Below are 14,605 nucleotides of genomic sequence, written 5' to 3'. Positions count from 1 at the left end.
GAACGCGAACGTCCCGTTCCTGATCGCTCTTCTCGCTCATTTGCTTGCCTCAGCTGTCAGCCTCCGGCGTCAGCATCTCCGCCACCGTGACCGCTGCCCCTCCCTCTGCCGCCTTTGCCACCGCGGCAACGGTTGCTAGTGTGCGCAGTCCGTCCATGCCATCGACGACAGGCTTGGTACCGCTGCGGATGACAGAGACCAGATCATCGACTTGCGCGAGGTAGCAATCGTGCTGCAGGCCGCCGAGATGGGTCCGCTGTAGCGGGTGGCGCCAGTCCCCATCGTTCTCGTGAGTCCACACATGCAGGGTCGGCACCGCGAGCGTGCCACGCTCGCCGCCAATCACGTAGCAGTCGCCCGGCTGGTGCGCGAGGTAGAGCGCCTGTTTGGCCGCCATGTCCCAGACGTAAGGGGACGGCACCGCGTCGCTGAGCAGAAAGCTGCCGAGCGCTCCGCTCTCGAACTTGAGGATCACGGCGGCCGTGTCCTCGACGGCAAAGCCGCGCGCGGAATTGTTGGAGACCGCCTGCACGCTTTCGATATCACCGCAGAGATAACGCAGCACGTCGATGTCGTGGATGAGGTTGATCAGCAACGGCCCGCCGCCGGGCTCGCGGCGCCACGCAGTATCGAAATAATCGAGCGGCTTCTTGGTGAGCCACAGACCGTTGACGGCAAGGATGCGACCCAGCCGGCCGCTCTCGATGATCTGCCGCGCCTGGCGGATGTCGGAAGCGTGGCGCCGATGATGCCCCACCATCATGGGAACGCCGGTTGCCTCCGCCGCCTCGACCAGCTTCAGCCCCTCGGCGATCGTGGCAGTGACCGGCTTTTCCATGAAGAGCGGGATCTTCCGCTTCACTACCTCGAGCCCGGCCTCGAGGTGGAGATGGTTCGGCAGGGCGACGACGACGCCGTCGGGCTTCGTCGCGTCCATCATCTCGCGGTAATCGGCAAAGTGCGGCACATCGAATGCCGCGACTGCCGCGGCCGCATCGGGAGCGGGATCCGCAACGCCCACGAGTTCCGTATCCGGATGCCGGCGAATGAGCCGCGCATGCTCGCGCCCCATCAGCCCAAATCCTGCGATGGCGATCCGTAGCCGTGCCATATAACTCCTCCCGATAGTCCTGGCTCGCGGCTGATCCTAGCTGGAAGTCCAAGACAGGCAACAGAAGTCAGGAGAAGGCCATCGCGCAGTCCACAAATCCGCAACCAACGAAAAAGGAGCGCCGGTTTCCCGCGCGCTCCTTTTGCAGTGGTAATATCGGATAAGATTAGATCATGCCCAGTGCCGAGAGGTAGAGATCGAGCATTGCCTCTTCTTCCTCACGCTCGGCTTGGTCCTTCTTGCGCAGTCGGATGATGGTGCGCATCGCCTTGGTGTCGAAGCCCGTGCCTTTAGCCTCGGCATAGACGTCCTTGATGTCGTCGGAGATCGTCTTCTTCTCTTCCTCGAGGCGTTCGATGCGCTCGATGAAGGCACGCAGCTGGCCTGCGGCAACGGTCTGGCTGCTTCCGGTGATTTCGTCTGACATCGTAACTCCAGCAGTGATGTTCGTTCAGGGGGGACATGGGCGCAACAGAGTCGCGCCGCTTAGAGGGATGCGGTTTCGTTGCCCCACGCGGCGCGAAGAATCAATGGTCTTTTGGCCGGCTCTTCTCGAACGCCGCCTGCTTGTCCGGCGAAGCCTCGGTCTGGTAGCGCGCGCGCCACTCGTCGTAGGGCATGCCGTAGATGATTTCCCGCGACGTCTCCTTGTCGAGCGCGATGCCGGAGGCCTCGGCTGCCTCGCGGTACCAGTTGGAGAGGCAGTTGCGGCAGAAGCCCGCAAGGTTCATCAGGTCGATGTTCTGCACGTCGGTGCGCTCGCGAAGATGCGCCACCAGCCGGCGGAATGCTGCCGCCTCAAGATCCCGCTTCTGCTCTTCAGTCAGCTCGGTCATCGGTTCATCTCCCTCGTCAGCGGCCCGGTGCGCGAGCCGTACTGGCGTACCTCATGGATATCGGCCATGGCGTTGATCGATTCAAGCATAGGGGCAAGCCGCTCTGCCCATTCGAGCTGGCCGTTCTCGTCGGCAATCAGGTCCTGGCGGATCTCCAGCAGCGCGTGCGCATAGCCGTTGACGATGCAGTGGCGGTACATGGTGTCGCCGCGCAGCGCCCCGTCATAGGGCTCATTGTCACCGACAATGAGCCCCGGCCAAGCCGATAGCAGCTCGATCAGCGGCTGCACCGCGCGCGGATCGGAATCCCAAAGCACGCCCGCGTGCCACGGCCGCGCCCGGCCCTGCATGAACGGCGTGAAGGAGTGGACGGAGAAGACGAAGGGCGCAGCTCCCGTTGCCTCGGCCACCGAGGCGATCACTGAGCCCACCGCCTGTTGATAGGGCCGGTAGTAGTTTTCGATCCGCCGCTGGCGCTCTTCCTCGTTCAGCGGGTAGTTCGCCGGGATGATGGTGCCGTCATAGAGCTGGCGGATCAGCGTCGGGTCGTCCTCCCCACGGTTCGGATCGATCAGCAGGCGAGAGAAACGCGCCATCACCGCGGGAACGCCCAAAAGCTTCGCCAGCGCGCGTGTAACGCCCTCGACGCCGATGTCATAGGCGATGTGCCGGTCGAACTCGCTGGCCGGCAGGCCGAGATCACCGTACTGTTCGGGAAGCTCTCGCCCGGCGTGGTCGGCCACGAGAACCAGCCCCCTGGTCCTGTCCCCGTCGATCAGCTCAAAGGGGGCGAAAAGTGAGTCGCGCGTCATGAGAAATCAGTCGTTCCATAGGCGAATGGCGCAACTGTGTTCCACGAAGCAGGCCAGCATGCAATGGCGCACGGAGGAGGTCTGTTGAGGTCAGGCAGTATCAGGCCACAAATGCGTCAGATCCGGTAAGTCTAATCGTTTCGATTAGCCGCGCCCACGCGTTGACATGTCGCGGCAGTTCTTCGAAAAGAGGCTCAGCATGGCGATTCCTTTGGCGGACAAGATGAGGACGGCTTTGGCAACCGCAGCAAGCTCGCGGCTGGCGGCTTGCACTCTTGGCTTGACGGTCGCTGCAGGAGCACTCCTCGCCGCGCCCAACGCCGCTTTCGCCGATTTTCGCGTTTGCAACGCGACGCAGAGTCTCGTCGGCGTCGCGATCGGCTACCGCGCAAGCACCGGCTGGGTGACGGAAGGCTGGTGGCACATCGAGGCTTCGAGCTGCAAGACGCTGATCGAGGGTCCGCTCTCGTCGCGCTATTACTACCTCTACGCAGAGGATGCGGATCGCGGCGGTCGCTGGGACGGCCCGGTCAACATGTGCGTCGCCGAACGCGAGTTCAAGATTGCCGGCGCGGGTGACTGCTTTGCCCGCGGCTTCCAACGCGCCGGTTTCCAGGAATATGACACCCGGGAGCAGTCCAGCTGGATGGTCCAGCTGACGGATGGTCCCGTCAACGACGGGCCCGCCGTCACCGGAGCAGGTACTCAATGAGACGTAGCCGTAAGGTCAAGATACTCGCCACACTCGGCCCGGCTTCCTCTGAAGAACACATGATCAAGCGGCTCTTTGAAGCCGGCGCCGACGTGTTCCGGATCAACATGAGCCATGCCGACCACGACCTGATGCGCACGCTGGTCGGACGCATCCGCAACGTGGAGCGGGAGGTTGGCCGGCCGATCGGCATCCTTGCGGACCTGCAGGGCCCGAAGCTGCGTGTCGGCAAGTTTGCCAATGGCGCGGAAACGCTCACCGTGGGCCAGACTTTCACGCTGGATGACGACCCGAAGCCGGGCGATTCCACCCGCGTCTACCTGCCCCATCCGGAAATCCTGAAGGCCGTGCAGCCGGGCCATCATCTGCTGATCGATGACGGGCGCCTGCGCCTGCGCGCGGTGGAGGCCGATGGCAAGAAGATCGTCTGCACCGTCGTTTCCGGCACCAAGATATCGGACCGCAAGGGCGTCAGCCTGCCGGATACCGACCTTCCGGTCGGCGCACTGACGGCAAAGGACCGCAAGGACCTCGATGCGGCGCTCGATGCCGGCGTCGACTGGATCGCGCTGTCCTTCATCCAGCGCCCCGAGGACCTCGCCGAGGCCCGCAAGATCGCCCGCGGTCGCGCGCTGCTGCTCTCGAAGATCGAGAAGCCGCAGGCTGTTACCCGCTTGGCTGAAATCATCGAGCTTTCCGACGCGCTGATGGTCGCCCGTGGCGATCTCGGCGTGGAAATGCCGCTCGAGGCTGTCCCCGGCATCCAGAAGCAGATCACCCGCGCGGCCCGCAAGGCCGGCAAGCCGGTTGTGGTCGCCACCCAGATGCTGGAATCGATGATCTCCGCACCGGTGCCGACCCGCGCCGAGGTGTCGGACGTCTCGATCGCCGTGTTCGAGGGCGCCGACGCCATCATGCTGTCGGCCGAATCTGCTGCTGGCGATTATCCGGTCGAAGCCGTGGCGACGATGAACGCCATTGCCGAGCAGGTGGAGCGCGATCCGCTCTATCCCGGCATCATCAACGCGCAGCGTTCCGAGCCGGAGCCGACGGGCGCCGATGCGATTTCGCTTGCCGCCCGCGAGATCGGCGAGACGCTGAAGCTCTCGGCCATCGTCTCCTATACCGCCTCGGGCGCGACGGGCCTGCGCGCCGCGCGTGAGCGCCCGCAGCTGCCGATCATCGCCCTTTCGCCCGTCACCGAGACCACCCGCCGGCTGTCGCTGGTGTGGGGCATCCACTGCGTGGTGACGGAAGATGCGTACAACCTCGACGACATGGTCGACCGCGCGTGCCGCATCGCCAAGGAAGAAGGCTTCGCCAAGGCCGGCGACCGCATCATCATCATGGCAGGCGTGCCGCTCCGCACGCCGGGCGCCACCAACATGCTGCGCATCGCCATCGTCAACTGACACTCGTCAACTGACACCGGCGCAACTCTTCCTGCAAACGGTCTGAAAGTCAGATCCCCTGCCCGGCAAGCTCGTCCGCGAGCTTGCCGAGTTCGGTTTGCGCCTCGCGCATCATCGGATAGATCTCAAGCAGCCGCTGGTAGGCGCGCATAGCTGCCTCCTTGCGGTCGTCCTCGCGAAGAATCGTTGCCATGCCGGAAAGCGCCCCGAAATGGCGCGGCTCAAGCTCGAGCACGCGGCCGATGTCGGCCATCGCCTTCGGGTAGTCGCCATTCATGAAGTGGACGGTCGCGCGCCGGTTCCAGCCCTCAGCATAGTTGGGCGCCAGCAATATCACCTGGTCGAGCAGGTCGAGCGCGACGTCGTTCTGCTCGCTGTCCATCGCTTCCTGCGCCCAGAGCATCAGGAGATCGATGCTGGCGCTGCCCGACTGCGACCACTGCTGGAGAATGCGGGTGGAGACCCTGCGGGCGGTGCCCTCGTCACGGGCGCGCTTCAGCTCGGCGAACAGCGCATCGAGCCGTGCCTTCGGCTGCTCAGCCGTCAGGCTTGCCGCATGCCGGCCAGACTGCTGGGCCAGCGCACCGCCAGCCGGCAGCGCGCCCAGCACCAGGCCAAGGGCCAAAATAAAAACGTTCCGCATGCGCAGGAATCTACCTGCAGCGTGCGGAACGTCAATCGAATATCGCGTGAGGTGCGTTAGGGGATTAGCCCTGACGAGCCTTGTAGCGCGGGTCGGTCTTGTTGATGATGTAGACGCGGCCCTTGCGGCGAACCAAACGATTGTCGCGGTGACGGCCCTTGAGCGCCTTGAGCGAGTTCTTGATCTTCATCGGTCTAGCCCGTGTTCTGATGTGCCCATACGGGCCAAATTGAAAGCGTGCCGCAAGGCACGCCGCGAAATCGGGTTGCTCATAGCTGGCAGGTGCTTGCCTGTCAACCAGTTCCGCGCGTTACGGCCCTACGCGGAAGCCTTTCTGAAACCCACCGCCAGCATGCCCGCGCCAATCAGCAACGAGCCGCCGGTCCGGTTGACGATACGCTGCACGCTGGTCTTACGAAACGCCCCGCGCGCCATCGAGCCAAGCAGTGCGTAGGCCGCCGCGTTGAGGGTCGCAAGGATCACGAATGTGGTCTCGAACACGACCATCTGGGTCAGCGCAGGTGCGGCCGGATCGAGAAACTGGGGCAGGAAAGCGACAAAGAAGATGATGCTCTTCGGGTTGAGCGCGGTGACGACATAAGCGTGCAGGAAGATGCGCCGCGCGTTGGTCTCCTTCTCGGCCTGCGGGATTGCTCCGTCGCCCACCGGCGCGCGCCAGAGCTTGATGCCGAGATAGACGAGATAGGCGGCGCCGATCCACTTCAGCACCGTGAACAGCGTCGCCGATGTGGCAAGCAGCGCGCCGACGCCGAGCATCGAGGCGGTCATGGCGGTGAAATCACCGAGTGCGACGCCGGCAACGGTCGCGGAAGCCACGCGCCGGCCATGGCTCAGCGCATAGGAGACAACGAGAAGGATGGTCGGGCCCGGTATGGCCAGCATGATCGCCGACGCCACCGCAAATGCAGCCCAGGTTTCAAACGACATCTGCACCTCCTGGGAGAAACAGGAGCTGCAGCAAGCCACGAATGGTGGGGCCGTGCAAGGACCGCGCCTGTCAGCCCCGGTTGATGCGGGTGAAGTGGCCCATCTTGCGGCCCGGTCGCGCCTCGGCCTTGCCGTAGAGGTGCAGCACCAGTTCGGGCTCGGCGAGCAGCTGCGGCGTGCGCAGGATATCGTCGCCGATCAGGTTCTCCATCACGCAGTCGCTGTGGCGACGCGGATCGCCGAGCGGCAAGCCCGCGACGGCACGGATATGCTGCTCGAACTGCGAGATCGCGCAGGCCGCCTCCGTCCAGTGGCCGGAATTGTGCACGCGCGGCGCGATTTCGTTGGCGAGCACCGAGCCGTCAGGCAGCACGAACAGTTCGACGCCGATGACGCCGACATAGTCGAGCCCTGCGAGGATCTTCCTCGCCACCTCGCGCGCAGCCTCGGCGGTTGCATCGCTGATCGACGCGGGAACGGTCGAGGTGTGCAGGATGCCGTTGCGATGGACGTTCTCGGCCGGATCGTAGGCCTCGACGTGTCCATCCTTGCTCCGGGCGGCGATGACCGAAATCTCGCGCTCGAACGGCACCAGCGATTCGAGGATCAGTGGCACCGATCCCATCGCCACATAGGCGTCCTTCGCGTCCTCGGCGGTCGCGTTGCGGAATAGGCGCTGACCCTTGCCGTCATAACCGAGGCGGCGGGTCTTGAGGATGCCGTTGCCGCCAAAAGCTTCAAGTCCGGCGATGAGATCCTCGTCGCTGTCGACCTTGACGAACTTTGCCGTCGCGATGCCCATCGCATTGAGCGTGGTCTTTTCGGTAACGCGGTCCTGCGCGGCCTCAAGCGCGGCGGGCGGCGGGAACACCGGCACCTTCGCGTTCAGAGCGATCGCGGCTTCGACCGGGACGTTCTCAAATTCGTAGGTAACGACGGCGCAGTCCTTGGCAAGAGCTTCGAGCGCGTCAGCGTCATCGTAAGGAGCGACGAGCTGCTCGTTCGCGGTCTGCGCGGCCGGGCAGTCTTCCTGCGGCTCGAGAACGATCGTGCGATAGCCGAGGCGCGCCGCGGCGATCGAGAGCATCCGGCCAAGCTGGCCGCCGCCGACGATGCCGATCGTCGAGCCGAGGGGAAGAGGAGAGGTCATGCTTCGTCCGTCGGAAATTCTGCGACCTTGTCGGTCTGGGCAGCACGCCAGGCATCTAGCCGTTCGGCCAGCGCCTCGTCATGAAGGGCAAGAACGGCAGCCGCGAGCAGCGCCGCGTTGATGGCGCCGGCCTTGCCGATCGCCAGCGTGCCGACTGGGATACCGCCCGGCATCTGCACGATCGAGAGCAGCGAGTCCTGGCCCGAAAGCGCCTTGGATTCGACCGGCACGCCGAATACCGGCAGCGGCGTCATGGCAGCGGTCATGCCGGGCAGATGGGCAGCACCGCCGGCGCCGGCGATGATGACTTTGAAGCCCTTTGCCTTGGCGGTGGTGGCGAAATCATACAGCCGCTGCGGCGTGCGGTGCGCCGAAACTATGCGGCTTTCATGCGAGATCCCGAGGGCGGTGAGCATTTCCGACGCGTGGCGCATCGTCGCCCAGTCGGACTGGCTCCCCATGATGATTGCGACGTCTGCGGGGCTGCTGGCCATGGTCGGTACTCCATTCGGGACCGCCGCCGATTAACGCAATCGGGCCCCTGCCGCAAGCTGCGGGCGCGTCAGGCTATGATGTCCGGGATGATACGATCTTCGAGTTCCTGCAGCCGGTCCTTCAGGGCCAGCTTCTTCTTCTTCATACGCTGGATCTGCAGCGCATCACAGCCAACGGCCATCATCGCGTTGATCGCAGCGTCGAAGTCGGAGTGTTCCTGTTTGAGCTTGGCGAACTCGAGACGAAGAGAGGCCTGTTCCTGATCCGACATACCAATCCGAGTGCTGCTTAGACTGCGACGCCCATAAAGGGAGGAAGATTCGACGCATCCTTGCATCGACCATGGCTAAGCATAGCACAAGTCAGGACGCGGCGAAATGACACCAAGAGGCATTCGACAGGACACATTTTAGGTGGCAGACTGTCTTTGTGCCGTCATGAAACACAACGGCCACTGATGGCCCTGATGGCACGTACGAGGAACCAGAAGGGAGAGCCTAATATGTCTCTTGCATCCCACCTTGCTGAGCTGGAACGAAAGCACGGCGACCTCGAACGTCAAATCGATGAGGCGCTGAATCAGCCCTCGTTCGATACCATCGAGCTCACCAAGCTCAAGCGCCGCAAGCTGGCACTCAAGGACGAGATCAGGAAACTCCAGGCTCCGACGCAGCACTGAGGCGCTGGGCAGAATTCCGAAAATCGATTTGTGCTCTGCCGACGGCGCCCGCGCCGTCGGTTTCGTTTTTTACTCCTGCCAGAACTGGTCCAGCCAAAGATTGAGCTTCACGAAGCCGGGTTCACTGATCTCGTAGACGCGTCTGGTGCCTTGCGAGCGCACGGAAACGAGCCCGCTGTCGAGCAGGATCTTCAGGTGCTGCGACACGGCCGGCCGAGAAACGGGAAGCCCGTTCGCGAGCTGGTTGACGGTCTTCGGTCCCCGCCTGAGCTCCTCAAGCAGGTAACGCCTGTTCGTGTCAGCAATCGCCGTGAACGCGTCGGGCTGGCCCATGGCCGGAAATCCTAGACTTCCCTTGCGGAAACTCAAGTCTCCGCGTCGGCCGGCCGCGTCTCCTCCGGCTCGGCTTCAGGTACCGCCTCAGGCCTGGGTTGCTCCTCCGCGGGCGTTGCAGCATCCGCATCGGCGCGCGGATCGAGCAGCGTGGACTGCGGCGTGCCGATCCGGTCGGAGGGCAGCGTGAGGAACGCCTCGCGATCCTCGATCGGAACCGGTGCGCGCAGGCGTACACGCAGCAGCGAGTAGGCGCCAAGCGCAAGGTGCGGGGCGGCGGTTGCCAGGAACAGGCCTTCGGGGCGCATCTCCCCCATCAGCGCAGCGCCGAGCAGCGGGCCGATCATCGTCCCGAAGCCATAGAGGAACAGCAGGCCGCCCGACACCTTCACGAAATCCTCGGGCTTCGCGTGGTCGTTCGCGTGCGCAACCGCGATCGAATAGAGCGTGTAGGCAAGGCCGCCATAAAGCCCCGTGATGATCAGGATCGGAGCAAGCTCCCTCGGCATGAAGAGGAACATCACGAGGCCGCACAGCGCCGCGCCAAACGAGGCCGCGGCCAGCACGTAGCGGCGGTCGGTGCGGTCGGAGGCGCGCCCGACCGGAACCTGCGCCAACGCGCCGAACAGAACCACGAGGCTCATCATCAGCGCCACATTTCCGGAGGCAAGGCCTGCACGCGCACCGTAAACCGCGCCAAGCGTGCCCCACGCGCCGTTGGCGACGCCCACCAGTAGGCAGCCGACCGCCGCGACCGGCGAATTCTTATAGAGGCCCGGAACGTCGAGCTTGACGTCGGCGAGCGGCTGCGGGCTCGCGGCCGAGGACACGGCGGTCGGGATCACCGAGGCACAGAAAAAGATGCCGACGATGAGGAAGAGGTCCGCGGTTGCCACGTCAAAAACAGCTACCAGCATCTGGCCACCCATGATCGAGGCGTAGGTGACCATCATGTAGAGGCCGAACACCCGTCCGCGGTTTTCGTTGGTCGCCTTCTCGTTGAGCCAGCTCTCGATCACCATGAAGGCGCCGGCCATGGCAAAGCCGGTTCCCGCGCGCAGCACGATCCAAGCCGTTTCGTTGATCCAGATGCCGGTCATCAGCGCGATCATCGCCGCCGACGCCGCCAGCGCGCTGAAGGAGCGGATATGCCCGACTTTTCGCACCAGACGCGGAATGAAGTAGCAGCCGGCAACGAAACCACCGGCCCAGGCCGTGCCGAGCAGGCCGAGGGAGGCGGTCGAAAAGCCTTCGGCCTGGCCGCGCAGCGGCAGGACAAGGCCATGCAGGCCGGAAGCGGCCAGCAGGAAGGCTGTGCCGCTCAGCAGGGAAAAGATGGCGCGGTAGGTCGTGAACATCGGCAGGCTCCGTGCGCCCATCTTCCTTGAGATTCGCACATCAGGGTGAATCGGCAGCGCCGTTTTGTCCACTGACCGCGACAATTAGATGACACGCGGATCAAACGCGTACTATCATCTTTTCTCGGCGTCCCTACCGGTTGCATTTGCTGAACTTATGCATAGGCTGACGTTCGGGAAGGGGCCATGTCATGCGTTACGTTCAGCTTCGCGCATTCCATTATGTCGCCATCTGCGGAGGGTTCTCCCGGGCGGCAGAGGCGATGTTCCTCACCCAGCCGGCGGTGTCCGACCAGGTGCGCAAGCTGGAGGAGGAATACGACGTCCTCCTGTTCAACCGGCACAAAAAGCAGGTGACGCTGACCGAGACCGGCCAGCGGCTGCTGGAGATCACCCGGCGAATGTTCGACATCGAGCAGCAGGCGCTGGAGCTTTTGTCGGAATCGAGGGCGCTGCGCTCAGGCACGCTGCGCATCGTGGCTGATGCCGCGCACCACATGCTGCATATCCTGGCCCGCTTTCGCGAGGTTTATCCCGGCATCTCGATCTCGTTGCAGTCCGGCAATACGGAGACCGTCATCTCCAGCCTCTACAGCTACGAAGCAGACATCGGCGTGCTGGGCGGCCTGCCATCCGGCCGCGACTTCGAGGTCGTGCGCCTGAACTCAACGCCGATCGTCGCCTTCGTGGCAACCAGCCACCACCTCGCCGACCGCACCTCGCTGACCTTCGAGGATCTTGCAAAAGAGCCGCTCGTCATGCGCGAACGCGGCTCGAAGACGCGGCAGAAGCTGGAGGAGCGCGCGGCCGAACTCGGAATCGAACTCAAGCCGGCTATCGAGGCGGAGGGCCGCGAGGCCGTCCGCGAGATCGTCGCGTCCGGCGGCGGCATCGGCTTCGTCTCCTCGGCCGAGTTCGGTCAGGAGGGACGGCTGGTGCGCATTCCGATCGAAGGACCGGAAATGCTGATGGACGAGGCGCTGATCTGCCTGCGCGAGCGCGCCGGCGGCAAGCTCGTCAGCGCCTTCCTCGAGATCGCTCGCGCAATGACGGAGGCCGAAGCTATCCGGCCATGATGGCGCGCTCGACGATGTCGAGCGCCCGGTCGAGATCCTCGCGCTCGATCGTCATCGGCGGCGACAGCGTCAGTACGCTGCCCGACGACACCTTGAACGACAGGCCTTCCTCGAGGCAGCGATAGAACACGCGCTCGGCGCGCTCGACCGCTGGCAGCCGCGCATCCCGGTCCTCGGTCAGCTCGACGCCGAACATCGCCCCGCGGCCGCGGACATTGGCGATGTAGGGGGTCTTGTCCATCAAATTGCTGAGCCGCTCGATCGCATAAGCGCCGAACTCGGCCGCACGCTCGGCAAGTCCTTCCTCGCGGATGACGTTGATGGTCGTCAACGCCGCGCGTGAGGTAACCGGATTCTTCTCGTGTGTGTAGTGGCCGATGGCGTAATCACCGGCAAGATCAAGGTCGCGCCGCGCCACCACCGCCGCGATCGGCAGGATCGCACCGCCAAGCGCCTTGCCGAGCACCAGGATGTCCGGAACGACGCCGTCGTCCTCGTGGGCGAAGAACTTGCCGGTCTTGCCAAGGCCCGTCGGGATCTCATCGAAGATGAGAAGCGTGCCGTGGCGGTCGCAGGCCTCGCGCACCTTCTTCCAGAAGCCGGGCGCGGGCGGCAGCGCCGACGTCGCGCGCATAGGCTCCGCAATGAAGGCGGCAATGTCGCCTTCACGGCCAAGAACGTAGTCGATCATATTGGCGCAGGCTTCCGCCGACGCCTCCAGCGTCTTGTGGCCATAGGGGCAGCGGAACGCATCCCAGGGCGCGACATGCTCGGCGCCGGGCAGCAGCGCTCCCGCAATCTTGGAGGCACGGAAGGTCGCTTCGCCGCCGACGCTCGATGCGCCGAAGCCGGCACCATGGAAGGCATCCCAGAACGACAGCGTCTTGTGCCGACCGGTCGCGATCTTGGCGATACGCAGTGCCACTTCAACGGCGTCCGAGCCGCCGGTCGTGAACAGCACCTTGCCGAGGTTGCCCGGGGCGATCTCACCCAGCTTTTCCGCGAGCGCGACCGCCGGCTCGCAGGTGAAGCGGCGCGGCGCGAAGCTCAGCTCGTCGAGCTGCGCCTTGATTGCCCCGACCACCTTCGGATGCGCATAGCCGATGTGGTGAACACTGTTGCCATGGAAATCCATATAGCGCTTGCCGGCGATGTCCTCGATCCAGATGCCCTCGGCCCTTGCGATCGTCGACATGCATGGGGATGAAAGGCTCTGGTGCAGGAAGGCGTCGGCGTCGCGCTCGATCAGCCGTTTCGTTGCCGGATGCTGCTGCGCTGCGTTCCAGCGCGCGCGTGCGTCGGAGCGGTTCGACTCCCCCTCAGTGTGAACCTTCATGCCATTCCCCTTTATTGTCATTGCTGGTGGGCGAGCCAGGCGGCTCACCCGAAAAGTTCTGAAACCGTCTCCTCGCCGATGGCAAAGCCGATGCTGGCCCCTACTCCGCTCGTCACCATCGCAAGACGCACGTCCGGGTGCGGCGCGTCGACAAAGAACGCCTGTAGACCCGACGCATAGGTGCCAACCCAGCGGGCGACGACCGGCAGCTGCAGCCCGCCGAACAGCCGCTCGAACTCGCCGATGATCAACCGGTCGACGGCCTCCGCCCCGAATGGATCCGGCGTGGGACCGTAGTGGTGCGAGTCGCCGATGACCAGCGAGCCGTCCGGGCCTTGCGCCACGATCAGATGGATGCCGTTGGCAAGCTCCTCTGCCTGCTCGGCCTGAAGCCGCGCTTTCAGCGCCGCGGCCTCCGGACGGGCGGCATAGCCGTCATAGCGGATCAGGCTGAGGTCGGAGAGGATTGCAGCCGACAGCCGGAAGCCGGGATCGGCCAGCCGCACCATCTGCAACTTGCAGCGCTGCACGCGCCGCTTAGCGATCCGGTCCGCGAACAGCCCGGTCAGGTCGTCGCCTGAGCAGACGACAATCTTTTTCGCGGCGATTTCGCCATCAATCGTCCGCACGACGCCCGGTTCGACCGCTGAAACGGCTGTCGAGAAACAGAATTCTACGCCCTGGCTGGCCAGATAGCTGACGATGCGCGGCACCGCATCGCGCGATTCGACCCTCAGTTCGTACGGGCTGTAAAGGCCGCCGGCGAGACGAGCCGCATCGAGCTGCGGTTGTCGCTCGGCCACCGCCTGCGGCGTCAGCAGCGTGCACTCAGCACCGTCCGCCGTCGCGGCATAGCTTTCCAGCACCGCCATCGCCTCCGGCCGCTGCGCGGCGACGATCGCGCCGCGATGCATCACGTCGATGCTGGCTTTCCCGGCAACATCCATCCAGATCTCGCGGCTTACCAGCGCACGGCTGCGGATGGAACTGCTGTCCTGCCCCGTCACCGTGACGAGGCCGAAATTGCGGATCGAGGCACCATTGGGCTGCGCGTCGCGATCGATAACGACGACGCGCAGACCCCGCTTAAGTCCCGCGAGCGCGTGGGCGAGGCCCACGATGCCCGCACCAACGATCGCGAGGTCGTATGTCACGCTGTCACCACGGCAGGGAGAATGTCTTGACGTTGGTGTAGGACTTCATCGCCTCGATGACGCCCTCCTTGTAGCCGTTGCCGCTATCCTTGATGCCGCCGAACGGGCTCATCTCGATGCGGTAGCCTGGGACTTCCCAGATGTTGACCGTACCGACCTTGAGGCCGGCGATGTACTTCTGCATGCGGCGGAAGTCGTTGGTGCAGACACCCGAGGAGAGGCCAAAGGCGGTCGAGTTGGAGAGCGCGATCAGCGCATCGTCATCATCCGGCGCGCGGATGATCGGCACGATCGGGCCGAAGGTTTCCTCCATGACGAGCTCGGAGGAATGCGGCACGCGGTCGACGACGATCGGCGGCAGGAGCGCACCCTGGCGGCCGGGNTGNTAGAGGATCTCGGCACCGGCTTCNGCGGCCATNTANACGCGCTGTTCGAAGAGCGCNGCGGCCCTTTCGTGCACCACGGTGCCGAGCTCGGTCGCCCGGTCCATCGGATCGCCGAACTTCAGCTTCTTCGCGCGTTCGAGCACCATCGGCACGAAGCGATCGGC

General features: G+C 64.4%; 19 protein-coding genes. 4 read left to right on the top strand and 15 right to left on the bottom strand.

The window, feature by feature from the left end; genetic code table 11:
* Positions 1–49: 49 nt before the first annotated feature.
* From L630_RS0105415 to L630_RS0105400, 4 genes are all read right to left on the bottom strand, one after another.
* Positions 50–1,111 carry a Gfo/Idh/MocA family oxidoreductase gene (locus L630_RS0105415; protein ID WP_024847260.1) on the bottom strand — a complete coding sequence of 354 codons (1,062 nt, stop codon included), beginning with the start codon at positions 1,109–1,111 and terminating at the stop codon, positions 50–52.
* 166 nt (positions 1,112–1,277) lie between these two features.
* On the bottom strand, positions 1,278–1,538 hold the full coding sequence (locus L630_RS0105410; protein WP_024847259.1) for a DUF2312 domain-containing protein: 261 nt from the start codon (positions 1,536–1,538) through the stop codon (positions 1,278–1,280).
* Positions 1,539–1,638: 100 nt separating this feature from the next.
* Positions 1,639–1,947, bottom strand: coding sequence for a DUF1244 domain-containing protein (locus L630_RS0105405; protein ID WP_024847258.1), 309 nt, complete (start codon positions 1,945–1,947; stop codon positions 1,639–1,641).
* Positions 1,944–2,759 carry an N-formylglutamate amidohydrolase gene (locus tag L630_RS0105400; RefSeq protein WP_024847257.1) on the bottom strand — a complete coding sequence of 272 codons (816 nt, stop codon included), beginning with the start codon at positions 2,757–2,759 and terminating at the stop codon, positions 1,944–1,946. The genes L630_RS0105405 and L630_RS0105400 overlap by 4 nt, the downstream gene beginning before the upstream one ends.
* A 199-nt stretch (positions 2,760–2,958) precedes the next feature.
* Here L630_RS0105400 and L630_RS0105390 point away from each other — a divergent pair, with 199 nt between their 5' ends.
* Positions 2,959–3,471, top strand: a complete 513-nt coding sequence (locus tag L630_RS0105390; protein WP_348601611.1) for a DUF1036 domain-containing protein — start codon at positions 2,959–2,961, stop codon at positions 3,469–3,471.
* On the top strand, positions 3,468–4,883 hold the full coding sequence (pyk, locus tag L630_RS21035) for a pyruvate kinase (RefSeq protein WP_034329450.1): 1,416 nt from the start codon (positions 3,468–3,470) through the stop codon (positions 4,881–4,883). The genes L630_RS0105390 and pyk overlap by 4 nt, the downstream gene beginning before the upstream one ends.
* A 49-nt stretch (positions 4,884–4,932) precedes the next feature.
* On the opposite strand, the gene L630_RS0105380 is transcribed toward pyk, so the two are convergent.
* The 6 genes from L630_RS0105380 to L630_RS0105355 form a co-directional block, all read right to left on the bottom strand.
* Positions 4,933–5,526: a tetratricopeptide repeat protein gene (locus L630_RS0105380; RefSeq protein ID WP_144708780.1), complete on the bottom strand. Its 594-nt coding sequence runs from the start codon at positions 5,524–5,526 to the stop codon at positions 4,933–4,935.
* A 64-nt stretch (positions 5,527–5,590) separates the two neighbouring features.
* The gene (ykgO, locus tag L630_RS0105375) at positions 5,591–5,716 is read right to left on the bottom strand and encodes a type B 50S ribosomal protein L36 (RefSeq protein ID WP_024847254.1); all 126 of its coding nucleotides are present in this window, start codon (positions 5,714–5,716) and stop codon (positions 5,591–5,593) included.
* Positions 5,717–5,844: 128 nt separating this feature from the next.
* The gene (locus L630_RS0105370; RefSeq protein WP_024847253.1) at positions 5,845–6,474 is read right to left on the bottom strand and encodes a LysE family translocator; all 630 of its coding nucleotides are present in this window, start codon (positions 6,472–6,474) and stop codon (positions 5,845–5,847) included.
* Positions 6,475–6,544: 70 nt separating this feature from the next.
* Entirely contained in the window at positions 6,545–7,624 is a 1,080-nt protein-coding gene (locus L630_RS0105365) for a 5-(carboxyamino)imidazole ribonucleotide synthase (RefSeq protein ID WP_024847252.1), read from the bottom strand.
* Complete coding sequence (gene purE / locus L630_RS0105360) at positions 7,621–8,118, bottom strand: 5-(carboxyamino)imidazole ribonucleotide mutase (protein ID WP_024847251.1); 498 nt, start codon at positions 8,116–8,118, stop codon at positions 7,621–7,623. The genes L630_RS0105365 and purE overlap by 4 nt, the downstream gene beginning before the upstream one ends.
* Before the next feature lie 68 nt (positions 8,119–8,186).
* Positions 8,187–8,390 (bottom strand): YdcH family protein, encoded by a 204-nt coding sequence (locus tag L630_RS0105355; protein ID WP_024847250.1) that lies wholly within the window; start codon positions 8,388–8,390, stop codon positions 8,187–8,189.
* Between the two features lie 231 nt (positions 8,391–8,621).
* Here L630_RS0105355 and L630_RS22385 point away from each other — a divergent pair, with 231 nt between their 5' ends.
* Positions 8,622–8,798 (top strand): DUF465 domain-containing protein, encoded by a 177-nt coding sequence (locus L630_RS22385; protein ID WP_084465777.1) that lies wholly within the window; start codon positions 8,622–8,624, stop codon positions 8,796–8,798.
* A 69-nt stretch (positions 8,799–8,867) separates the two neighbouring features.
* Here the strand turns inward: L630_RS22385 and L630_RS0105345 are convergent, their stop codons facing one another.
* A complete protein-coding gene (locus L630_RS0105345) occupies positions 8,868–9,131 on the bottom strand; it encodes a metalloregulator ArsR/SmtB family transcription factor (RefSeq protein ID WP_024847249.1) in 264 nt (87 codons plus the stop codon).
* A gap of 32 nt (positions 9,132–9,163) precedes the next feature.
* Complete coding sequence (locus L630_RS0105340) at positions 9,164–10,489, bottom strand: MFS transporter (RefSeq protein WP_024847248.1); 1,326 nt, start codon at positions 10,487–10,489, stop codon at positions 9,164–9,166.
* 191 nt (positions 10,490–10,680) lie between these two features.
* Between L630_RS0105340 and L630_RS0105335 the strand changes: the two genes are divergently transcribed.
* Positions 10,681–11,565, top strand: coding sequence for a LysR substrate-binding domain-containing protein (locus L630_RS0105335; RefSeq protein WP_024847247.1), 885 nt, complete (start codon positions 10,681–10,683; stop codon positions 11,563–11,565).
* On the opposite strand, the gene L630_RS0105330 is transcribed toward L630_RS0105335, so the two are convergent.
* The 3 genes from L630_RS0105330 to L630_RS0105320 form a co-directional block, all read right to left on the bottom strand.
* Positions 11,552–12,901 (bottom strand): aspartate aminotransferase family protein, encoded by a 1,350-nt coding sequence (locus tag L630_RS0105330; protein ID WP_024847246.1) that lies wholly within the window; start codon positions 12,899–12,901, stop codon positions 11,552–11,554. The two genes, L630_RS0105335 and L630_RS0105330, sit on opposite strands and share 14 nt — an antisense overlap.
* Positions 12,902–12,945: 44 nt before the next feature.
* A complete protein-coding gene (locus L630_RS0105325; protein WP_024847245.1) occupies positions 12,946–14,055 on the bottom strand; it encodes a TIGR03364 family FAD-dependent oxidoreductase in 1,110 nt (369 codons plus the stop codon).
* A 4-nt stretch (positions 14,056–14,059) separates the two neighbouring features.
* On the bottom strand, positions 14,060–14,605 hold a 546-nt coding region (locus tag L630_RS0105320), incomplete at its 5' end, for an aldehyde dehydrogenase family protein (RefSeq protein WP_024847244.1).

It is taken from the genome of Aminobacter sp. J41, assembly GCF_000526635.1.
In the GTDB taxonomy this organism is placed as follows: Bacteria; Pseudomonadota; Alphaproteobacteria; order Rhizobiales; family Rhizobiaceae; genus Aerobium.
Note: the sequence above shows the minus strand (reverse complement) of the source record. Positions and strands in the feature narration are given on the sequence as shown.